At 47.3% G+C, this 23,421-nt stretch carries 14 protein-coding genes; 7 read left to right on the top strand and 7 right to left on the bottom strand.

Annotated elements, in window-relative coordinates; translation table 11 throughout:
• Window positions 1–6 precede the first annotated feature (6 nt).
• The 3 genes from MIC7113_RS21060 (at window position 7) to MIC7113_RS21050 (ending at window position 3,271) form a co-directional block, all read left to right on the top strand.
• On the top strand, window positions 7–1,134 hold the full coding sequence (locus MIC7113_RS21060) for a succinylglutamate desuccinylase/aspartoacylase family protein (RefSeq protein ID WP_015184206.1): 1,128 nt from the start codon (window positions 7–9) through the stop codon (window positions 1,132–1,134).
• 104 nt (window positions 1,135–1,238) lie between these two features.
• A complete protein-coding gene (locus MIC7113_RS21055) occupies window positions 1,239–1,928 on the top strand; it encodes a hypothetical protein (protein WP_015184205.1) in 690 nt (229 codons plus the stop codon).
• Between the two features lie 512 nt (window positions 1,929–2,440).
• Window positions 2,441–3,271: a phytanoyl-CoA dioxygenase family protein gene (locus tag MIC7113_RS21050; RefSeq protein WP_015184204.1), complete on the top strand. Its 831-nt coding sequence runs from the start codon at window positions 2,441–2,443 to the stop codon at window positions 3,269–3,271.
• Window positions 3,272–3,345: 74 nt separating this feature from the next.
• Here the strand turns inward: MIC7113_RS21050 and MIC7113_RS21045 are convergent, their stop codons facing one another.
• Window positions 3,346–4,551: a phosphoglycerate kinase gene (locus MIC7113_RS21045; protein ID WP_015184203.1), complete on the bottom strand. Its 1,206-nt coding sequence runs from the start codon at window positions 4,549–4,551 to the stop codon at window positions 3,346–3,348.
• A gap of 362 nt (window positions 4,552–4,913) precedes the next feature.
• Between MIC7113_RS21045 and MIC7113_RS21040 the strand changes: the two genes are divergently transcribed.
• The 3 genes from MIC7113_RS21040 to MIC7113_RS21030 all read left to right on the top strand — a co-directional run bounded on the left by MIC7113_RS21040 (window position 4,914) and on the right by MIC7113_RS21030 (window position 9,110).
• The gene (locus MIC7113_RS21040) at window positions 4,914–5,324 is read left to right on the top strand and encodes a universal stress protein (protein ID WP_015184202.1); all 411 of its coding nucleotides are present in this window, start codon (window positions 4,914–4,916) and stop codon (window positions 5,322–5,324) included.
• Window positions 5,325–5,563: 239 nt separating this feature from the next.
• Window positions 5,564–6,436 (top strand): ribosome biogenesis GTPase YlqF, encoded by an 873-nt coding sequence (gene ylqF, locus MIC7113_RS21035; protein ID WP_015184201.1) that lies wholly within the window; start codon window positions 5,564–5,566, stop codon window positions 6,434–6,436.
• A gap of 685 nt (window positions 6,437–7,121) precedes the next feature.
• Window positions 7,122–9,110, top strand: a complete 1,989-nt coding sequence (locus tag MIC7113_RS21030) for a PAS domain-containing protein (RefSeq protein ID WP_015184200.1) — start codon at window positions 7,122–7,124, stop codon at window positions 9,108–9,110.
• A 70-nt stretch (window positions 9,111–9,180) separates the two neighbouring features.
• Here the strand turns inward: MIC7113_RS21030 and MIC7113_RS21025 are convergent, their stop codons facing one another.
• The 6 genes from MIC7113_RS21025 to MIC7113_RS21000 all read right to left on the bottom strand — a co-directional run bounded on the left by MIC7113_RS21025 (window position 9,181) and on the right by MIC7113_RS21000 (window position 17,415).
• Entirely contained in the window at window positions 9,181–12,606 is a 3,426-nt protein-coding gene (locus MIC7113_RS21025) for a methyl-accepting chemotaxis protein (protein WP_015184199.1), read from the bottom strand.
• 512 nt (window positions 12,607–13,118) lie between these two features.
• Window positions 13,119–13,433: a hypothetical protein gene (locus MIC7113_RS21020; RefSeq protein ID WP_015184198.1), complete on the bottom strand. Its 315-nt coding sequence runs from the start codon at window positions 13,431–13,433 to the stop codon at window positions 13,119–13,121.
• A 734-nt stretch (window positions 13,434–14,167) separates the two neighbouring features.
• A complete protein-coding gene (locus tag MIC7113_RS21015) occupies window positions 14,168–14,446 on the bottom strand; it encodes a hypothetical protein (RefSeq protein WP_015184197.1) in 279 nt (92 codons plus the stop codon).
• 613 nt (window positions 14,447–15,059) lie between these two features.
• Window positions 15,060–16,112 carry a hormogonium polysaccharide biosynthesis glycosyltransferase HpsE gene (gene hpsE, locus MIC7113_RS21010; protein WP_015184196.1) on the bottom strand — a complete coding sequence of 351 codons (1,053 nt, stop codon included), beginning with the start codon at window positions 16,110–16,112 and terminating at the stop codon, window positions 15,060–15,062.
• 45 nt (window positions 16,113–16,157) lie between these two features.
• Window positions 16,158–17,168, bottom strand: coding sequence for a hormogonium polysaccharide biosynthesis glycosyltransferase HpsE (gene hpsE, locus MIC7113_RS21005; RefSeq protein WP_015184195.1), 1,011 nt, complete (start codon window positions 17,166–17,168; stop codon window positions 16,158–16,160).
• Window positions 17,169–17,202: 34 nt separating this feature from the next.
• Window positions 17,203–17,415 (bottom strand): hypothetical protein, encoded by a 213-nt coding sequence (locus MIC7113_RS21000; RefSeq protein ID WP_015184194.1) that lies wholly within the window; start codon window positions 17,413–17,415, stop codon window positions 17,203–17,205.
• A gap of 153 nt (window positions 17,416–17,568) precedes the next feature.
• Between MIC7113_RS21000 and MIC7113_RS33665 the strand changes: the two genes are divergently transcribed.
• Window positions 17,569–23,418, top strand: a complete 5,850-nt coding sequence (locus MIC7113_RS33665; protein WP_015184193.1) for a GAF domain-containing protein — start codon at window positions 17,569–17,571, stop codon at window positions 23,416–23,418.
• Window positions 23,419–23,421: the final 3 nt, after the last annotated feature.

Below are 23,421 nucleotides of genomic sequence, written 5' to 3'. Positions count from 1 at the left end.
TGGTTCATGATTCCAAGTATCTCTACAATTCCGATTCAGCAATTGGCTTCAGGCGATCGCCTTTATATCCAAGTTTATAAGTTCATTGGTGCTAAACCTGGGAAAAAGGCATATTTACAATCCAATTTACACGGCGCTGAAATTGTCGGGAATGCTGTCATTCATCAGTTAATTGAGTTCTTGATGACATTGGATGATAGTCAGATTGCCGGAGAAATTTGGCTTGTCCCTGTCTGTAATCCATTAAGTACCAATCAGCGCACTCATGTCTTTTCGACGGGACGTTTTAATGTCCACGATGGTAAAGACTGGAACCGGATTTTTTGGGACTATGAAAAAGAGTGTGAGGATTTAGAAGCTTTTGCCAAATCTCAAGTTGATTTTGAGCCGGATGTTATCCGAAAAAATTACCTAGAAAAAATCCAGTTAGGTTTCAAGAAACAATTGGAAAAAATCCAAGCTCCAAGTGGCTTGCCTTTCAGTGAACGTTACCGATATCAGTTGCAGTCTTTATGTTTAGATGCTAACTATCTAATTGATATCCATAGTTCCAGTAACCAAGCCATTGATTATCTATATTGCTTCGACAGTCGCGAAGAAAGTGCTAACGCTTTTCTCCTAGATTATGGCATTTTAATGAATGAGTATGATGGAGATGCTTTTGATGAGGCATTTATGAAACCTTGGCTGGCGTTGGAAAAAAACTTAGCAGCGTTAGGCAATAAAATTAAATTTGATATTGAGTCATGGACATTGGAATTGGGTTCTGGAATGCAAATGAATCCGGAATCTGTGAAAAAGGGTGTTCTTGGTATCAAAAATTATCTAGCCCAAAAAGGGGTTTTAGAACTACCAAATTTACCCGTGGCAGGTAGAGACTCTCATCCCATCAAGCTGACGAAAAAAAATCAAATTAAAAAGTACTATGCTCCGACTGGAGGCATGATTCAAACCAGAGTTTCTTTAGGGAGTTCAATTAAAGCGGGGCAATTGTTGTATCAATTAATTTGTTTTAACAAAAAAGGAGAATTACCTCTCTTGATAGATGTTTGTGCTGAGGCAGAAGGTTTGATTTTTGATGTTTCTACTAATTATGGAGTGAATGAGGGAGAATATGTACTTTCGGTGATGTAGACTCGCCTCTGTTCGTTAGTCAAGGCTTCTGACAAAAGCAAAAGTGTGATTAGCACAAACGGGGGTGGGAACATTCCGAACCATTAGGAGTCTATGCCTGACAAATGCTTATACTTTGGGGTGTAGTTTCCATGTTTATCTCTTCTGGCTGGCAGTCTAAAACGGCCTTAATCATGGCATTTGGCATGACTTCGTTGGCGGCTATTCCAGCTCTGATTGCGGCTCCTGCAACGGCTGTTGTAGAACCCTACATTGTCGGACAAACTTTTCCCTCAGAGCGAGTTACAATTCCCGCTGGGACTGTAATTCCTGTGGAGCTTGAGAAGGCTGAGAAAATCGTTGTAACTCCTGATGAAACAGCGCCAGTGACGCTGCTGGTCGCCACCGACATTCGCACGGATACAGGAACAATCCTTATCCCTGAGGGCAGTAAAATCGAGGGAGAGTTGCGACCGGTGAGCACTGGAACCCAGTTTGTTGCCAAAGCCCTAACACTTAACAATAGTAATCGACGATTACCTATAGGTGCGACTTCTCAGGTGATTACGGAGAGGGAAATCATTAAGAAAGGAACTGATGTCGGTCAAATTCTCAAGGGAGCAGCCATTGGTGCCGCTGCTTCAGCCGTACTGGCAGAAATATTTGGTAGCATCAACGTGCCAGAAGTTTTAGGCGGTGCGGGACTCGGTGCGATCGCCGGATTACTCCTAGGAGGAAACCGACAAGCTGAAGTGATTGTGGTTAACCCAGAAGAAGATTTAAGCCTGACTTTACAGTCGGATTTAGTTCTGTAAATGAGTTGTCTCATGTCCAGGCTCTAAATTCCCTGGAGGGATTTAGTTGCGATCGCGTCTGGAAACGCTAGGGGTACAAGATTATCGTGATTATTGTACCTCTAGCCTAGGGGATATTCAGCTCTTGTAATAAGTAAAAATACTCAGTTTTCACGAACAGAATTAATTGGAAAAGTCACCTTCGAGGCGCAATCTCATTAAATTAATAATTCGAGTTTGGTGAAACTCAAATTAAGTACACATTTTGAAGCTATAACGTTAGGTTGTTGGCAATAAAATACGCTACATCCCAGAGCTGATAACCCTTAGTTGCTTTATGAATATCATGTTGATTTTATTGAAGTTTGTGTTTAGTTTGATAACCGCCCACTTTTTTTCTCTGCAAATCTGATATTGTACTCCCTGAAGTCCAGAATGATCGGTCAAGACGGCATAGGGGAAACGTAAAGACCAGACTTTTTGAGTGCTGTACCTTGATCAACTTGTTGAGTAGCGAGCCAGAAGACTAAGTCATGAACAGCGTTGATAGCATAACCAGGGTTGACAGAAAAGCAGAGTTTGAGACTCAGGGATACACGATTTGCCGTAACTTCTTCTCGAAAGAAGAGGTCGCAGAACTCTACGAAGTGCTGCGGCAAACTCCAGATGATGGAGATGGGACTTTGAGTAAAACTAATATGAAGTTTCATAGTAATACCTTTTATGATAGTCCCTATCTGCAAGCCTTCATTTCTCAAAAAAAGATTGTCGATTTCATCAAAGAATTCATTGGCTCTAACATCTGGGTGAGGTGGGATCAAGCTGTTGAGAAAAGAGCAGGAGGCGAGGAATTTCCCTGGCACCAAGACAATGGATATAGCTCCACGAAAGAGGTTTACTACCAGTTTTGGGTCGCCATCACAGACATGACGCAGGAGAATGGCGGGTTATGGATACAACCCGGTAGCCATAAACACGGAGTCCTACCTCATGAAATGATTGATGCCCATCTCGTTTGTGATACCAAGATTTCAGAACCTGTCTTTATTGAGGCAAAGCCAGGGGATGTGGTTTTGTTCTCTTCGATGACCCTACACCGCACACTTCCGAATATCTCAAACGCTAGTCGTTGGGCTTATGTAATTGAGTATATGTCACTCGACTACTACGATCCGTTTATCGAACCGCCTTACTTTATCGCCGCTAGAAACGGAGAACCAGCACCAACGTTTACCCGCTTTGATCGAGGCTGGTGGAGTCCGAAGAACCAGATCAAGTATTCAATTCCCGTCATTAAGTCCTTCATTCGCAAGTCCAAGTTCCGGGAACCGCTGAAGAAGCTGGTGGGAATGTTGCAAAAGTAAACGTTGAGGTCAAAACTCTAAAGGCACTCTTCTTAGGAAACGTTAGGGGCACGGCATTGCCGTGCCCTTTTGACTTAAGCGTCGTCCAGTGCAGTAATTCCTGGCAGTTCCTTACCTTCGAGCAACTCTAAGCTAGCGCCGCCGCCTGTGGAAATGTGGCTCATTTGCTCAGCCACGCCGACTTTTTCTACAGCTGCTACTGAGTCGCCACCGCCAATGATTGTGGTTGCACCTTGTTTGGTGAGGTCAGCCATCGTATGGGCGATCGCTTCCGTTCCTACAGCAAATTTATCAAACTCAAACACACCCATTGGGCCATTCCAGATCACTGTCTTACAATCCGACAACGCATCCTGGAACACTTTCACCGAGTCAGGACCAATATCCAATCCCATCCATCCATCGGGGATTGAGTCAATGCTGACGGTTTGGGAATTCGCATCCGGCGCAAAATTATCGGCAACGACAACATCAGTGGGCAATAGAAGAGCAACGCCGCGTTCTTTGGCCTTGGCTTCCAAGGATTTTGCCAATTCTAGCTTGTCCTCTTCCACCAGTGACTTACCCACACTCAAGCCACGAGCTTTGTAGAAGGTAAAAATCATACCGCCACCAATCAGCAGCTTATCTACCTTATCCAGCAGGGTTTCAATCACGCCAATCTTACTCGACACCTTAGAACCGCCGATAATGGCGGCTAAGGGCTTTTGGGGATTTTCGATCGCGCTTTGCAAATACTGGAGTTCTTTCTCAATCAAATATCCCGCTACAGAAGGCTTCAGGTAATGAGTTACACCCTCCGTAGAAGCATGAGCACGGTGGGCTGTGCCAAAGGCATCATTGACATAGACATCAGCCAACGAGGCTAACTGTTTGGTAAATTCTGGGTCATTCTTCTCTTCTCCCACATGAAAGCGGAGATTTTCCAGTAACGCCACCTGACCATTTTCCATGCCAGCAATCTGAGCGGCAACCGCATCCCCGATGCAGTCGTCACATTTGACTACAGTCTGACCCAGTAGTTCAGAGAGACGGTTAGCAACAGGCGTCAGCCGTAAACTGTCTTTCACCTGTCCTTTGGGACGCCCTAAGTGGCTGCACAGAATCACCTTGGCATTCTTTTTGATTAAATCTTGAATCGTCGGTAACGCCGCACGGATACGAGTATCATCCGTGATGGTGCCACCTTCATCGAGGGGCACGTTCAGATCGGCTCGCACCAATACCCGTTTTCCGGCTAAATCTGACTCGCTTAAAACTGCTACGGATTTTTTAGACACAGTAAATCTCCTAAATTGCCTCTACCTGATGTTCTGTGCTCTTTCTTATTCAGTGTCTTAGGAATGAGCTGTTGAGGGCTGCCTTGTGGATTCAGATAGACACTACCTGAATCTCAAGCTAAAACGTGCTTATTCTCAAACCGTTCTCAATTTTACAAAAATTAAGGACGAAAACCTAAGGAGTTTTGAGTGCGCGATTAATCCAAGGCAAATGCGAGTCACGGTCAGCTCGGTGATAAGATTGGGGTAAGGCGAGTTGTTTTATTCCCTAGACCGCAAGATTCTATGCACTAGGTAGTACCTCGCAACCTTAACGACCTGTGGTAGTGTGAACAGTGTTCGCGTCCCGGAGATGCGTTGTAATGTTCAAAACTGTTTTATTTCCCGTTGACCAAAGCCGAGAAGCCCGCGAAGCGGCTGAAGTTGTTTCCCATGTGGTGAAAACCTATAGCAGTCGATTAGTGCTGCTGTCGGTACTTGAAGAATCCGACTCGGAAGAAGCGCCCAATCCAGAGGCGATGATGTCCCCTGATGCAATTGCAGAACTGCTCAAAGGTGCTCAGGCTCTCTTTGCCCAGCAAGGAATCACAGCCGACACCATGAGTCGTTCAGGAATGCCCGCTTTCACGATCTGCGATGTCGCTGACGAAATTGGGGCAGATTTAATTGTTATGGGTTGTCGAGGGTTGGGTCTAACTGACGAAGGTGCTGCGGAGAGTGTCACAAACCGAGTGATTAATTTATCTCCTTGCCCGGTTTTGGTTGTTCCTTAAGCACTTTTACGAGTATACGATTGATTACATCCCGCCCAGGCATATTAGACACAGTCAATGCCATCCGGCGGGTTAATCTTTTATTGACTCAACTTTTCTGAGCCAGGAGTTTCTCTGAGATTGTATTGAGTCTGCTCATGAGAGTCTGCCATTTCATTCAATAAAGATAGGAGAGCTTTCGCTGCAAAACTTCCCTTTCTTGTTCTTGTTTCCAGCCCATTGCGCCGAGTCCCTAAATCATGACTACACCCTCTATCCAATGGTATCCCGGTCATATTGCCAAAGCTGAACGGGAACTGAAAGAACAGCTTAAACGAGTGGATGTGGTACTAGAGGTTCGGGATGCTCGGATTCCCCTCTCAACTCATCATCCACAAATTCCTCAATGGGTGGGGAGTAAAGCTAAGGTATTGGTGCTGAACCGACTTGATATGATTACTCCTGCTGTGCGGCAACTCTGGATATCCTGGTTTCAACAGCAGGGAGAGACAGCCTATTTCACCAATGCCCAACAGGGTAAAGGCATTCGAGAGGTGTCACAGGCTACTCAGTCTGCTGGGGTACAAATGAATCAGCGTCGGCGCGATCGCGGAATGCAACCCCGCCCCGTTCGAGCGGTTGTGATCGGGTTCCCGAATGTCGGTAAGTCAGCCCTAATCAACCGATTGTTAGGGCGTCGCGTTGTAGACAGTGCCCGTCGCCCTGGGGTAACGCGCCAGCTTCGTTGGGTACGCATCTCTGACCAACTTGAACTCCTTGATGCTCCCGGTGTGATCCCAGCCAATTTAAAAAATCAGCAAAAGGCGATCAAACTAGCGATTTGTGATGACATCGGTGACGCTTCTTACGATAATCAACGAATTGCGGCGGATCTGGTAGAGTTACTCCAAGATTTAGAGGCGATGGCTTATGGCGGCTTAATCCCTGCCTCTCCCTTAAAGACTCGCTACGAACTCGATCCCACTCCTTTTAGCGGTGAAGACTACCTCAGAGCATTAGCCGACTATCGTCATCAAGGCGACATAGAACGTACCGCACGGCAACTATTACATGATTTTCGTAAAGGAGTACTAGGACCGATTCCCCTAGAATTGCCACCTGATAAATCTTAATTTTTGTCAATTTATCAATGTGTTGAGTTTTGTGACTGGAATGGGGGGTGTGACCCCTCATCGAGATACACTGATGTTTCGTCAATGCACCCAGTTCAAAGGCTCTTGCGGGCGTTTTTTATGAAATCAGTAAATATTAATTTTTATTAAAATTGACGGATGAATTTTAGTATGATAAGGATTGAGGTGTGTACCCAATTTAATATGTATTAGCTCACTGAATCCCCGAACAAAAGGTGGTTAACCGAACTGGCGATCGCAAAACGTGTTAATTAAAGGCATCTTAATGATTTCTTAGTGAACCTGTGATTGTACGGATGCATTGAGCGGTTAAATTTGCGACAATAAGATCTCATCAGTCCTAATGGTGAGAGAGTCCAGTGTCAGTAGCCCTAAGACTTTAACGCCAAAAAACATATGATTCGCTCATGGCAAAGAGTCTCCTTCAAGGAGTACCCAATGCTATGGACTAGAGAATGCAGCTCAACAAAGCAACGTATGTGATGGGGTGTTTGTAAAGAAACGCTGAAAAATCAACCCTCTTTACCACCCCTCTGGGTAAGCACTATCGCTATTCTCCAGAGTAGGATTATGAAAGCTGCGCTTGGCGGGGATGCACCTAGGCGTCCAAGGGTTAGAACGCTTCGCTTGAAACAGAAACACATTACAAACAAACTCTTAAACGATGGCAAGTAAGATAGCGACTTTTAGACTTCCAGAGAACCTAATTCAGGAGATTCGGTCTCGGGCTGAGGCGACAGGTCGTGATCGAACAGCGGTAGTGATTGAAGCTTTAAAGCAAGCCTTTGGTATGCCGGCAAGCGCTTCACGTCCAGCGACAGTTGAAGAACTGCAACAACAGCTCAATGAGTTAGAACATAAATTCCTAACCCTAACCCAACAACTGAATCAAGTTAGCTCGAAATCTCCTGCACTGAGCAACATCAGTCCGGTTAGTCCAGGACTGATGCAAACTATCGCCTCTGGCAACTCCATACCCATCCCTAACTCATTCGTCGCTGAGGACGCTGTTTCTACACAGACTCTTCGTGTAGGCGAAGGCTCAGGACGCAATGGACACCAGGGAGGTGGTGGTGGTGGGTCTCGCAAAGAACAGGAACTCGGTTTTGCCGAGGGCAAGCCAGACGAAGCTGAGCTGCAAGAATTAGCAGCCAGAATTGAGCAACAAGCGAGAATCTTCGACTTAGTCCTTTCAGCCTCTCCTGACCCCATTTGCGTTGTAGACCGAGTAGGACGGTTTACTTATGCCAACTTGGCACTGGCTCAATTGTTTGGACTACCCCAGGGACACATCTTGGGTAAGACTTGGCGGCAGCTTGAGCTACCGACCGAGTTTATCGACAGCGAACCCATCGACGGGCAACGGGAAGTTGTATTCGCAACACGGCGACCCTTAACCAAAGAAATTAGCTACCGGACGAACAATGGAGTACGGGATTACGAATGTATTCTCAGCCCCATTTTAGGTGATAGTAATACGGTTGAAGCCGTAATTTGTACGGCTAGAGACGTTACGGAGCGAAACCTCGTCGAAGAGTCGCTCAGGGAATCAGAATCCAATTACCGTCACTTATTTGAATACGCCAACGACTCAATCTTCATCATTGACTTATCAACCAGTCGGATTTTGGACGCCAACCAAAATGCGGCAAGGCGACTTGGTTATACCCGTAAAGAACTCCTGAAGTTAAAAACCAAGGACATCGATGGCCCAGTCCCGCTCGAACGTCAAAAGACGATTAACCAGCAGCTCCAGGCAACGGGTAGTTTCATCTTTGAACACGCTCTGCGGCGTAAAGACGGCACAAAAATACAGGTTGAAATTAGCTCTCGGATTATTGAGTACCGTGACCAGTTAGTCTCTCTAAGTTTCGTGCGCGATGTCACAGCACGGAAACAGGCAGAGGAGCGGATGCGTTTGTTGGAGTCAGCGGTTGAGAATACCCAAGACGGGATTTTAATCACCGAGGCCAAGCACATAGACGCTCCAGGGCCGGAATTGCTGTATGTCAACCAAGCCTTTACCCGTATTACGGGCTACGACCTAACCGAAGTTTTGGGTCGGACACCGCGCTTGTTACAAGGGCCAAAAACGGATCGCTCTCAGTTAGATAAAATTCGCACAGCGCTTCAAGAACAGAAACCCGTTCAAGTTGAGTTGCTCAACTACCGTAAAGACGGTTCGGAGTTCTGGGTCGAACTCAATATTGTGCCCATTGCCAGCAAAGAGGGTAAGGTCACCCATTGGGTCGCGCTACAGCGGGAGATTACAGAGCGTAAACAGGCAGAAGCGGCGCTGGTCGCTTCTAAGCAGCAGATTAGTAAGATTCTGGAAAGCATTACAGATGGCTTCTTTACGGTAGATGAGCAGTGGCATTTTACCTATGTCAATCAGAAAGCCGAACAGATTTTACAGAAAAATCGAGCTGAACTCCTCGGTCAAAATCTGTGGGATGTGTTTCCAGGAACCGTAGGATCAACCTTTGAGCGCGAGTTTCACAGAGCCATTAACCAAGACGTTGCCGTGACGTTTGAAGATTTTCATCCAGCTTTAGGCAAATGGTTTGAAATCCACGCCTATCCTTCTGGGGATGGACTTTCGGTTGTCTGCAACGACATTACTAAATGTAAACAGGCCGAAGTGAACAGTTAGGGTTCAAGGTACAGGGCTACGGAAAACCCCGTCTAATTCCTGAGAGTTAGGCGGGGTTTTTTATCACCTCCTAGAGTCCGTCAACTTTGAAGGCACCCACTGATGCCTGCAATTCCTGAGCAATCTCTACTGTCTCTTTGAGAGAACCAGACACTTTGCGTGTGGAATTAGAGGTACGTTCCGAGACTAGGGCAATCTCTTTCATCAACTCAGTAACAGCTTGTGAGGTCTCCGCTTGAGTCACCGTCGCCGTTGAAATCGATTGCACCAAATCATCAATTTCGCGAGACACATCCAGAATCTTATGCAAGCTTTGCTTGGCATCCTCTACCAGATTGGTTCCTTCTACCACCTGACTGGTACCCAATTCCATCGCTTCGACCACTTCCGTCGTTTCTTTTTGGATGTTGTGAACAATCTCTTCAATTTCTCGCGTTGCTGCCGCACTTCGCGCTGCCAGTTCCCCGACTTCTTCCGCAACCACCGCAAAGCCCTGACCTTCTTCACCGGCCCGTGCCGCTTCAATCCCGGCGTTGATCGCGAGTAAGTTCGTTTGCAGGGCGATTTGGTCAATCAGTGAAGCAACCTTAGAAATCTTTTGAGAAGATTCACCCAGTCGCTTGACTTTTTTGGCGGTTTCTGCTACTGTCTCTCGCAGGGTAAAGATATTTCGGACAGATCGATCAATCGCTATCCCCCCCGCTTCAGCCGTCGTAGAAGCGGTGCGGGCGACAACGGCGGCCTGACGAGCATTTTTGGCGACCTGTTGAATGGAAAGGGTCATTTCTTGAACCGAGTCCAGAGTACGGGTCGTTTCCTCAGCCTGTTTCAGGGCTTCCTCCGAAAGCTGACGGATTGCCCCTTCGTTTTCTCCCAATGAAGTGTTGACCTGACCCGCCGCTGTTTTCACTTTGGTGACGATTTCCCGCAGGCTTTCAATGACGGCATTGAAAAAGTCTGCTACCGTGCCAATTTCCCCAGTGGTCACATCTGCACGCACCGTGAGGTCACCTTGAGCGGCTCCTTCCACATCACTGAGCAGTTCTAAAAGTTGCTGTTGCAGCGTTTCTTTTTGTTGCCGTTGTACGTCTGCTAAGGTTTCAGCCTTGTGGCGTGATTGTTCAATTTGTGCTAAGAAATCCACGCGGTCTAAAGCCAGACCGACTTGAGTCGCCACCTGCTTAAAGAAGGTAATTTCTGACTCCTGCCAAGCGCGTGTGTTGGAACATTGATGGGTGACCAGTAAGCCGTGCAGTTTATTATAAGCCAAAAGGGGAGCGACTAAATTCGCCCGAACCTTAAACGGTTCCAGTTGACCCATATAACAGTTACTTAAACCCGCCTCGTAAATATCCTCAACGGCTTTAACTCGACCCTGTAGATACTTTTCAACATATTTATCCGCAAAACAAGGGTCAGTAATGTTGGCTCCCAGGGCTTTTGGCCAGCCCATTCCGACTGATTCTGCCACGATGGTGCCTTGCCACTTGTCATCAAATAGATAGACAACCGCTCGATCCGTTTGCAATGCTTCGCGCACACCTGCAATTGCCGTTTGATAGATGTCTTCAGGGCTAAAGGCATCCCGGATAGTCGAGGTGATTTCATGGAGTTGCTGTGCTCGCAATGTTTCGACTTCTTTCTGCTCCAGGAAACTCACCCGATCCAAACAAAGTCCAACTCGAATGGCTAACTCTTTGAGGAAATTGATTTCGGATTGTTGCCAGATATGGAGGTTACTGCAATGATGAGCAATCAGCAAGCCAAACAGGTGACCATCTTTGAGAATAGGAGTCACTAAATTGGCCTTGATTTGCAGCCGATCCATTAACCTCAGGTGATCAGGGTGAAAACCCGCTTCATAAACATTATTGGTCGGCACCACACGCCCTTGTCTGTACTCTTCTAGGAGTTCCTTGCCGATGCAAGGGTCTTCTATTTTTGCACCGAGTGCTCTGGGCCACACGGGAACAACCGCTTCTGCGGAAATGTATCCACGCCCGTCCGGATGGAGGCGATAGATCACAACCCGATCCGCTTCTAGGATGCGTAGCGCTCCTTGAACACCCTTTTCAAAGACATCTTCTAAATCTTTCTCGGTACGAGCATTGGAGACAGCAATATCTCCAAATAAACCGGCTTGCTCGGTTTCAGCGGCTTGTGCCCACAATAAAGTCTCCAGTCGGCTGGCCATCAGGTTAATATTAGAACCCAGTTCAGCCAGTTCATCCTGCCCTTCCACGGCAACACGGGTGTACAGTTCCCCTTGCCCCAGTTTTTCCACGGCATCACTGACAGCGAGTACAGGACGGGTCGCTAGTTTAGCTAGATAAACGGCAAGAGCACTCACCAACAAGGCTGTCAAGCCTGTTCCCAAGGACAAAATCAGAAGCAATTGTCGCTGTGAGGCAAAGGCGATGTCTGTCGGTATAGCAATAACGGCTTCCCAATCCAGGGTGGGTAATCCTTCGACTTGTCCGAATTTGGTATAGGCGATCAATTCGCGATCATTGGTAGGTTTATGGTGAACGATCAAACTATTGGGCTTTTCTGTCGCGGGTCGTTTATCCCATTCGGAAAAGACAGCCGAAGGTTCTTTAGTTTCAAGATTCTTGTCCTTGGCTAGAAAAATGTTCTTGGTTGAGGAATCAATCAAAAGAAATTCATCGCCATTTGCCCCAAAGGTTTGAAGCTGCTCTTCTAAGGCGGTGACCGGCATACGCGCTCGAATCACAGCGATGGTTTTGCCAGTGGCGCTATCTTTAACGGGTGCAGCGAAGTGAAGGGTCAGTCGTTCAGGATTCTTGGATACTTTGGGGATGATAGCATCACTGATAACAGGCTGATTGGTTTTGAGGACTTCCTGAAAATACTCGCGCTCGCGTTGGTTGGGAATCGGTTCTAGACCTTTGGTTTGGACAATCACATTACCGTTGAGATCGACCACGGAAATCAGGTCATAGACTTTGTGAGCCGCGATAAAGCGATCCAGTTGCGATTGCTTTTCCCCCAACGGTGTGGTGTCCCTCTGGGACGGATTCGTTAACACGGGAAGATTGGCTAGGATTTGAATATCCCCATAACGGTCACGCATAAAGCGATTGACCTTGTCTTGCATACTGGCAACGCTGGAGATTTTAGACTGGGTAATTTGCTCGGTAATGGATCGGTTGGCAAATTGATAGGCGGTGACTCCAGTCAGTAATACGGGAAGGGTGCCTAAAGCGATCGCTAAAGCTGTAGCTTTTTGGGTTAAGCGCAGGTTCCGCCACTGGAAACCGCCAGATTTTGCCGGGTTCGCCGCCGTAACAAACCCACCAAGTTGTTGATGCTCAACAGCATTGAGTACGGACTGGGGTGAAACCAACTGAAGATCGGGTTGGTTGTTGCCATACATATTGAAACTATTTTGATTAACAGCCTTCTGGGACTCTTTCCCTAGTCCATTGAACTCTTGCTTATAAGCTTTTGGATCTGGATCAAATTGAGTAGCCATGAAGCAGTCTCCTCGAAGGGATAGTAAAGGGGTAAGATCTGAAAAATTGCAGCGCAAAAGCCGATTGGTCACGCACAACGGATCAATAGACGAAGCAGGCTAGTACATAATCGTGTTGCAGGAAGCATGAGTGCTTCAAACAAGGGCGACGACAGGTCGATCACCCTAGGCGGCAATGCACTAGACTAGCGGCTCCATCAGGAGCAAGAGCGCGATGCGACGATTGCCTTTGGTAGTGCTTTAAGCCCCTGCTGTCGTGAGCTGACTCATCCTGCACCAGCTCCGATTGCTCGAAGATGAGAGAGTACACCCGGTATAATTCGAGAACTAGACCTGACACAACTTGTGTTTCAGATTGTGTTTCAGAAATTTGGGTCTCCGGCAGACATCAAACGTGTCAAACCTTCTACAACCTGCACAGCCAACCCCACAAAAACTTGGTCAACGTGGGCATCCTCCACTGTAGAAGTCAAGTCTGGGTTACCTCAGGAATTTTTTTTGGAAAAAGTCTTTTAGAGCACTCGCCTACAAGCCACACTCGCTGCGGCGACGCCACCACCAGCCGCAATCAGAGCACCCATCGGGCCTCCGACTGCTTCGCCAGCTACAGCCATTTCAATCGCTACAGTTAATACACATTCGTCCAAATCTTCTTCGGAACCGGGTTGAGCATTGGGATGATTGTCTCTCCACGCCTGGGCTAGAGGAAGTGCCAATTTGGCGAGTTGGTTATTGAGGTCGAATTCTCGCAATTCCTCGCGAGTTACGTAATTAGAATGCTCAGGCTTCAGGTTGCTGGACTGTTGTTCTGACTTGGAGAGACTCATAGTAGTACTACCTAAAAAAAACACCACATTCAGGAAGGAACAGTGAAATTGGAGCGGAAACGATAGATAACCCTGGTGGTGTACAACCTAGGCCAGAGCTGAATCCAAGAGCTGAGATGGCTAGTCTCTTGCTTTCAGTCCCTGAAATGGTCGAATTTGTAAGACAGACGTATAACATGTATTACACTATAGCATCATAAGACACTTGCGGGACGCTTCGCAACTACATCCTCTAGGATTTATGGAGTCTTCATAAATGACTAGCTACTCAGGGGATCATAGATTAGGGATGAGTGATGGGGGAGAAGACACCAAGACGGCTAGAACGGAAGCGTGAGTGAGACAAGAGGCAGAAAATTCTTCATCAAAAATTTATTCCCAGTTTCTCTATATCCTTAGAGTCTTGAGTTCCTTTGCTCATTGAGCCGCGATCGCATCAAAATCAGAACATTTGTCAGCCGTGTTCTGAACTTCTCACTTGTGACTCCTAAACGAGCAACTCCGCATATTCCACAATGCTTATATTCAGATCGTAAAAACACGTTGGGAAAATGAACACCATGAACACTCTACAAGGCTAGGTGTGAAGCCTCTAAAGGTTAAACCATCAAAATCAACCGTGGTATCTCATCCGAATGAAGGCGGTTTTTTCATTAAAAATGAGCGTTTTTTTGGGGGTAAAATGATGGTGTTCCTACCGTTAAGTGTATACAAAACCACCAACTCCTATCGGTCTACTCAAATAGAACAGTGACATCCGTTGATTGGGTAAAGTAATCCCAGATGGCAAGTGCTAAATCGCTCTCGAACTCTAGCTTTTCTACACACTGGCAATTTTCACAATCTTTAAGAGAACATTCTGATGATCCATCTAATGAACCCTCAGGAATCGTCAAACAAATATTAACAATTGGGATATCTTTCCCATCCCCCAATCCGTTATATGTGCTGAATCTAACTGCGGCAATACAGTCAAGGTTAATGATTAGATCTGCGAGTCGAATGAACGCCACAAATAATTCCTCGCAAAGATAATTTAGTAACGTTTTCGCTAACAAAAATCCCAACAAGTTATGCAGTATACTAACCTGGCTATGTGAACGGCTTCCATCTTCAGCCTCGTCCCAAACTTGCAGATGTACCGAGAAGCAACGGTGGAATTATCCTTATATCCCCTTTTGCTCCATCTTGTGTCCCAGCAACAAGTACTCTCAGGAACTGAGAGATGAGAGAGACTCAGCCAGTGAGGAGTCGTTGCGCTCTCGATGCTTTCAGTCCGAGAACTCACCAAAGTTGTAAGATACCTGTACAACTTGTAATACGTCATTTGTATGATAGGTCAATCACTGACGATGAGCAACAGAGTCAAACCGGCTTCATCTAGTCTTTAAAAAATTCCAGATGAATCGATTGCTATCATCAATTACAGAATATTTCTTCACAAATAGAGCCTTATCATATTTTTTGACACTTCATACCAAATCTAGTATTTTTCTCCCCAGTCCTCACTAAAGCTCCGGCCCAACTCCCCTGTATTACATCCTGACTCTACCTCAATGGATATCGCTTTTTCACAAAAAAATGGAATATTATAATTCAATGTTGTATCCCTAATCCCAAAACGTTTTAAAAATTAGCCTTAGTAGAGAAAGCCGAGTTTCTGACACCGCCAGTATTTTGTCCCAAGGATAACGAGCTGATGTTTCGGGCTAAGCTAGTTTGAAAAAAATAAAATGGGCTGAGTAAATAACCCCAATAGAAGGCCAGTTCGCAAGCCTCCACTAAATTATTGAACGACGATTGTGCCTTTGCCGCTTCCAGCAATGTAGTCCGATATCGTAACAGGTGTACAACTAACCGACGCAGACTGCCAAAAAATATTCTACTCAAAACATTTAGCCGTTGCCAAAACGGCGTATTCATCATTCGCAGGCAACAACTGTTCAAACCTACACCCCGCGACAGGCTAATTAAATAACCTCTCTCCAAGCGCCAACGAGGGATTTGGTGATAGGTTTCCATGGCTGGGTTATACCAAATTTCCCAACCCGCTTTGTGCAGGTGTAGTAGTGGTTCCAAATCTTCACCCCCAACCAACGACTGACCCAATCGACCCTTAAGTATCGGTTGTGGAGGAACGGCTTGGCACCAAGCTAGTTTACGAACCACCAACCCCGCCCCAGGCGGTAATTTAAGCTGATTGGGTTCATACCGATGCGGTTGTTGCCCCCGTTCCGTAATCCCCAAAAATGGCGCAATTCGCTCAAAGTTGGGGGGCGGTTCCACTTCAAAGTCACCGTGAATTTGACTTGCGTAGGCACCCGCCTGAGGGTAAGTTTGACCAAAGGCATAAGCCGCAGCCACCCAATCCAAGGCGGGCAAGTTATCATCATCCAGCAAACCCACCCACTCACTGCGGGCTTCTTGTACGGCGCGGATGCGAGCAAAAGCGGCTCCTTGTCGCGGTTCTAGACAATATCTCAATCGCCCAGAACCCAACCACATTCCTTGATAGTCAGAAACCACCTTGGCTGTAGCATCTTGACTATTGTTATCAACGACGATGATTTCCCACTTGAGGTGAGCGACACCCATTTGCGATCGCAGTCGCTCTAAAATCTTAGGTAATCGGTTTTCCCCGTTATACGTTGGTATTGCAACCGTAAAGTCAACTGACATAATTTGTTACCACTGGTAGGATGTCACCGAATGCTGGAATCTGGGTTAATCTTTCTGATTCAAATACCCCTGACTCCAAAGGTAAAAAGGACTGATAAAACTACTCACAAACAACTGCATTTCGCAAGCTGCAATCAAATCAGAGCGCACCCGGAAGCCATATTTCAGCAAATGAAAAGCCATCTTTCGCAGATCGTTTGCCAGATAAGCTAAAGTGGCGAAAGGTCGCTGCCCAGGTTTCACACTCAGCATCCGCGTCACATAACGACTCAACCCAATTCCCCGGAAAAACGGAATTAAATACTCTCGCTTCAGACGCCAGTGGGGAATTTTGTGGTCAATTTGCATCGCGGGATTGTACCAGATTTCCCACCCCTTCGCTTGAATATGAGCCAGCATCTCCAAATCCTCGCCGGTCAACATACTGCTTGGAGTTCGTCCCGTCAAAACCAGTTGTAGAGGAACACTCTCCAACCAAGCTTGCTTACGTACCACCAACCCTGCTGATGGGGGCAGAACCTTGTTTTGCGGTTCATATCGTTGTGCCTGTGAACCCCGTTCGGTAATCGCTAAAAAAGGAGCCAATCGATGAAAATTTTCTGGGGGTGTAACCTCAAAATCCCCATGAATTCGGCTGCCATAAGCACCTGCCGCCGGATGTTCTTGAGCGAAGGCGTAAGCCGCCGCTACCCAGTCCGGTGCCGGGATATTGTCATCATCCAGGAAACCCACCAGCACACCGTTTGCTTCTTGAAAGGCGCGGCGTCGTGCAAAGGCGGCTCCTTGTTGCGGCTCAAAGCAATATCTTAAAGGACAGGATTGAGGCCAATTGGCTTGATAGGATTGAACGACTTGGGCGGTGTCGTCGGTACTATTATTGTCCACAACCAAGACTTCCCAACTGAATGTTTGGCTGTGATTCGTTTGGGGCGTTTGCCCAGAATCAGGCGTGACGCACGCCGCGTCTTGGTAAGCGAGTTGCAATCGATCTAAAACTTCTGGTAGACGCCTAGCCCCGTTATAGGTGGGGATGGCGACAGTCAAATCAACGACCATCGGTTTACCAAGGATGGGAATGCACACGACTGGGTCAAGTGAGTATGCCCAGTTTTGGGTCGAAAATTTCTAATGTATCAATTGTAACTTCTGGTTTGTTCGTGGCTCTATCTTTACGCGATTGTGATGTTTGAACCAGGAAGTGGCTTCCTAGTGTTTCCGTGCGCGATCGCCCTTTACGATCAATTAACAAGCCATTAACAAGCGCTATGCAGCCAATTAGCACGCTGAGCCTATCTACGTCCATAATTTAGATAGATTGACTAATTTCCCCCAAATTTATTAAGAAATCATAATTTTTGTGATGTTTTTTAAAGTAATTTTGGGGGAAGGAAAAAATTTTGAATTATAACCAAAGAAAGGTCTGCGTCTATCACATCTCACACAATTAAACCTCTCTATGCAGACTGAGACTGCTCAAACCACCTTGCCTACCCTAGAGCATCTAATAGACCCTCATCCCCTGACCACGCCTCCTGAGACACCCTTAATCAACATCATTGCTTTAATGGGTCAGGGGCGAAGAACCCATTCTTTGCCCGGTATTGCGACTATCGCACCCGCTACCAGTGTCTTAGTCATAGAAGGCGATCGCACCTTAACCTCAGTGGCTCCCTTGGGCAGCAAGCCCATCGGTAAAGCCAATCGCCTAGTGGGGATACTTACAGCACAGGACTTGGTTCGCCTCACCGCTTCACAGGTGAACTTAAGAGAAATCAAGATTGCTGACGTGATGACTCCGTCGGTTGTCACCCTAACGCTTTCCGATTCGTGCAATTTGTTCACGGTGATCTCGCTGTTCCATCAACATCAAATCAGTCATCTACCCGTTTTAGACCCTCAAGGTCAACTGATGGGGATGATTACGGTTGACAGCCTTTGTCGAGGACTGCCAGATCTGAATCTCCTGAAATGGCAACGTGTCTCAGCTGCCATGACTTCTACTGTGATTCAGGCACCCTTGAGTACCTCGGTTCTCAGCCTCGCTCACCTGATGAGCCAAGAGCGAGAAAGTTATGTGGTGCTGACAGAACAAGGGTTAAATGTGAGCTCTTTGCCAGTTGGGATCGTTACAGAACGTGATATTGTCCAGCTTGTTCAGTTATCTCTCATGGGACTGGACTTATCCCAAACTCAGGCGCATCTGGTGATGAAGACGCCTTTGTTGGGCTTGAGTCCAGAGGATTCCCTGTGGACGGCTCATCAACAAATGCAGCAGTGGCAGCTCCAACACGGACTGGTGTATGGAGAACGAGAAGACTGGCGGGGAGTTTTTACCCAAAAAGAGCTATTGCGATCGCTTGATCCAATGCAAATGCTGGGCGTGATTGACACCTTACACCAAACCGTTGAGCAGCAAGCCGAGGAACTTCAACGCGCTCATGAGCGATTATCGGCTCCGAGGTTTTACCCTCCATCGGTTGAACAGAATCAAGCAGAAAGTAGCAACAATCAAACACATTCTCCTAAGCCATTCGAGGGGAATCCGAACCCAAGCAACAGTGAACTTCCTCTTTCATCCCCCACACCTGAAGCTTCTGCTCCAGAGGCACCGCCCAATCAGGAAACCTGCTGTCATGGCAGCTTAGACGAACTCAAAAAAACGCAAGAACGCCTGGAATTAGTCACTTACGCTGCCAATGATGGTCTTTGGGACTGGAATCTTCAAACCGGAGAAATTTACTACTCCCCACGCTGGAAGGAGATGCTGGGCGACCTCGACTATGAGCAGCCCAGTGACTTGCTTGCCTGGGAACAAGTCATCGTTGACGTAGATCCCATCAGCAGCTTGAAATTGATGAAGGATTTCCAGGGTGGTCACGCATCTCGCTTCATTGTGACACAACGCTTCCGCCATAAAGACGGCTCTTTACTGTACATTCTGTCGCAAGCCACTCACCTGAAAGATGACCAGGGGCGGGTTGTCCGCATGGTAGGTACCCATACGGATGTTAGCGAACTAATTACGGCTCAGGAAGCCCTGCGCCAAGGCGAAGAGCGTCTCCGGGCGCTGTTGAATGCGATTCCGGATCTGATGTTCCGCCAACGGGTGGATGGGACTTATTTGGATTTCAAGTTAAAAGATGGCAATTTGCTCGTTCCCTCCGAAACGCCGAGCCAATGTCACTTTTGGGATGTGGCGATACCGGAAGCGGTCAAACAGCGTCATCTCAAACTGCTGCAAGTGGCTGTGGCAACAGGGGAATTACAGACCTATGAGCTGGAATTAGACAAACCGGATCGGGTCAGGAATTATGAGGTGCGGATTGTAAAAAGCGGTACGGATGAAGCCGTTTGTATCGTGCGCGACATTACCGATCGCAAGCGAACAGAGGAGGGACTGCGCGAGAACGAACAGTTTTTACGTAGTATCTACGATGGGGTGGAAAAGTCCATTTTTGTGGTCGATGTTTTGGAGAATGGGGAATTTCGTTATGTCGGCTTGAACCCAGCTCACGAATATCTGACAGGCATTCCCTCAGAGCAACTTTGCGGCAAGACCCCTGAACAGGTGTTGCCATTAGAATCTGCTATGGCTGTGCGCGATCGCTATCAATCTTGTGTTGAGGAGGGAACGACGATTTCTTATGAAGAATGTCTGCCCTTCAACGGTATAGAGACGTGGTGGATCACCAGCCTCACCCCACTGCTGGATACTCACTCGCGCATCTATCGTCTGATTGGGACGAGTACCGACATTACCGAACGCAAGCGAGCGGAAATTGCTCTACAACAGCAGGCGGAACGAGAACGGTTAGTCAGTGAGATTGCACGGCGGATTCGTCAGTCTCTGGAATTAGAGGAAATTCTCCATACCACCGCGACACAAGTCCGGCAGTTCCTTCAAACGGATCGGGTTATCGTTTATCGATTTAATCCGGACTGGAGTGGTGTGGTGGCTGTGGAGTCTGTGGGACAGGGGTGGAAAGCGGTTTTGGGTAGCACGATTTATGACCCCTGCTTTAGCAAAGATTATACCCATCTCTACCAGCAAGGCCGTATTGGGATTGTCGAGGATGTTTACAATGCGGGTTTAACACCGTGTTACGTTGATTTCTTAGCTCAGCTTCAGGTTTCAGCTTCTCTGACGGTACCGATTTTACAAGGAGACAGGCTGTGGGGATTGTTGATTGCTCATCACTGTCATGGCATTCGGAAATGGCAATCTCTGGAAGTTGAGCTGTTGCAGCAACTGGCAACTCAAGTCGCGATCGCGGTTCAGCAATCGGAACTGTATCAACAGGTGCAAGCCGAACTGGCTGAACGCAAGCGGGTAGAAGAGGGACTGCGTGAGCATAAAGCCGCCCTTCAAAGACAAGTGCATCGAGCCTTGTTGCTCAAGCAAATTACCCAAGAAATTCGCCAGAGCTTAGATACCCATCGGATTTTTAATACCACAGTGGCGCAAATTGGTCAAGCCTTTCGCGTCAACCGCTGTGTGATTCATACTTACATTGCCAAGCCAACGCCCCAAGTTCCTTTCGTGACCGAATATTTAGAACCGGGATATGAGTCAATTCTGGATTTGACCGTCCCTGTCAGGGGCAATCCTCACATGCAAAGACTGCTCGTTCAAGATTCGGCGATCGCTTCCCCTAACATCTACACCGACCCCTTGCTGCAAGCTGCCATCCCGCTATGCCAGCAAATCGGCCTGAAATCCATGCTGGCGATTCGCACCTCATATCAGGGAGAACCGAACGGAGTCATTTGCTTACATCAGTGTGACTCTTTGCGCGACTGGACAAGCGATGAAATTGAACTGTTAGAAGCCGTTGCCGATCAAGTCGGCATTGCCTTGGCTCAAGCTCGACTCCTAGAGCAAGAAAAGCGTCAACGAGAGCAACTGGCAGAGCAAAACATCGCCTTGGAAACATCAAAACAAGCCGCCGAGGCTGCTAACCGCGCCAAAAGTGAATTTTTGGCGACGATGAGCCACGAAATCCGTACTCCGATGAATGCCGTAATTGGCATGACTGGATTGCTGCTAGACACAGAAGTCACACCCCAACAGCATCAGTTTGTAGAAACTATTCGCAATAGTGGTGAGGCACTGCTCACGATTATTAACGACATTCTCGACTTCTCCAAAATTGAGTCAGGCAAGCTGGAACTGGAGGAACAACCCTTCAAACTACGGATGTGTATTGAGGAATCCCTCGACCTTTTAGCCCCTAAAGCCGCAGAAAAAGAGCTGGAGTTGGCTTATCTGATTGACTCCCAAACTCCCGTCACTATTGCCGGAGATGTGACTCGACTGCGTCAAATTTTGGTCAATCTGCTCAGTAATGCGGTTAAGTTCACTCGAAGTGGAGAAGTCACCGTTTCAGTAACTGCCAAGGGGGTACCTGTAAAGCATGAAGTGGGTAGGGAGTCGGTTGGCAACAACCCAGGATTTTCAATCTCTCCATCCCCAAACACGCAGCCTCAGCTCGATAAACCCTGTGATCCTGGGACGCGCCAGGATACGCTAAGCTCTGTTAGCGTTCATCCTGTCCCATACCCGTACTACGAAATTCAATTCGCGGTCAAGGATACCGGTATCGGTATTCCTACTGAACGCTTAGATCGCCTGTTTCAACCCTTTAGCCAGGTCGATTCCTCTACCAGTCGCCACTATGGGGGCACAGGTCTAGGTTTGGTAATCTCTAAACGGTTATGCGAAATGATGGGGGGTCGGATCTGGGTGGAAAGCGAAGTGGGTAAAGGCTCGATTTTTTACTTCACTGTAATCGCTCATGCCGTGTATAGCAGTACTCCCACGGATCTGGATGTGGCTCAACCTCAGCTTGAAGGAAAGCGGCTGCTAATTGTCGATGACAATGCCACGAATCGCAAAATTTTGACCTTACAAGGAAAATCTTGGGGCATGTTGACCCGTGCGGCTCACTCTGGCAGGGAAGCTTTGGACTGGCTGTCTCAGGGAGAGTTGTTCGACTTGGCGATTCTGGATATGCAAATGCCGGGGATGGATGGATTGACTCTAGCGACCGAAATTCGCAAGAAGCCCGGTTACCAGGAGTTACCTCTGGTAATGCTGACCTCAATCGGCAAGCCCGAAAGCAGCGATCCCAGCCAAATGAGTCACTTTGCGGCATTTCTCAATAAGCCGATTAAACAATCCCAGCTTTACGAGAGTTTGAATCAAGTTCTGCTCGGACAGCCGATTAAAGTGCGTCCTCTGTGTTCCCTGTATCCAGAGATTGACTCTAACTTAGCTCACAAATTGCCTCTCAAGATTCTGTTGGCAGAGGACAATGTGGTAAATCAGCAGGTTGCCTTACACTTGTTGCAACGACTGGGGTATCGCGCCGATGTGGTCGGCAATGGTTTAGAAGTGCTGGAAGCTGTGCATCGTCAATCTTATGATGTGGTGTTAATGGATGTCCAGATGCCGGAGATGGATGGATTAACGGCTGCACATCGTATTTCTCAAGAGTCCTCTTTTGCTTGGGAATTAGAGGCGGCGGGCGAGAATTTAATCACCGCATTTCCTGGGGTTTCCCTAACAGAAACTCATCAACAATCTAACTCTCCAACATCCACAAACCGCCCACCGGAGAAAGTCCCAGGACAGCCAAATTCAAAATCCAACAAGCGTCCTCGGATTATTGCTATGACAGCCAATGCCATGCAGGGCGATCGCGAGATGTGTTTGGAGGCTGGTATGGATGATTACATCAGTAAACCGATCCGCATGAAGGAACTTGTTCGTGCCTTAAGCAAGTGCCAAGAAGAGTTGAAGGTTAGTCCGTTGAATGTTGAACATTCTGAAGGCAAAATTCAACCTTCTAACCGGAAATCTATCCCTACAGAGAACGCGACGCGAGCAAACTTAATTCAACCTGCAACTGCCCATTCCTCTGAGGCACTAATAGATGTCGCCGCTTTTCAAGAATTACGGGAAATGGTCAACCATGATGGCATTTTAGAAAGCGTGATTGATAGCTATATAGAAGAAACACCCAAGCTGTTGCAAGCGATGCAAACAGCACTAGCTCACCTTCACCGTGTAGAGGCTGATCAAAATGAGGCGCTCGTGTTACAGAGAGCCGCTCATACTCTCAAGTCAACCAGTGCTACTTTAGGTGCGATCTACCTAGCTCAAATTTGTGGGGTTCTGGAAGCGCTTAAGCCTATGGGAAAATTGGTAGAAGCCACAGCCCTAGTATCACAAATAGAAACAGAATATGAAAAAGTGAAGGCAGCTTTGTTGGAAAAAATTCGGCATTTGAATTCTATTGGATAAGCT

The sequence above is a fragment of the Allocoleopsis franciscana PCC 7113 genome (assembly GCF_000317515.1).
Classification (GTDB): domain Bacteria; phylum Cyanobacteriota; class Cyanobacteriia; order Cyanobacteriales; family Coleofasciculaceae; genus Allocoleopsis; species Allocoleopsis franciscana.
Note: the sequence above shows the minus strand (reverse complement) of the source record. Positions and strands in the feature narration are given on the sequence as shown.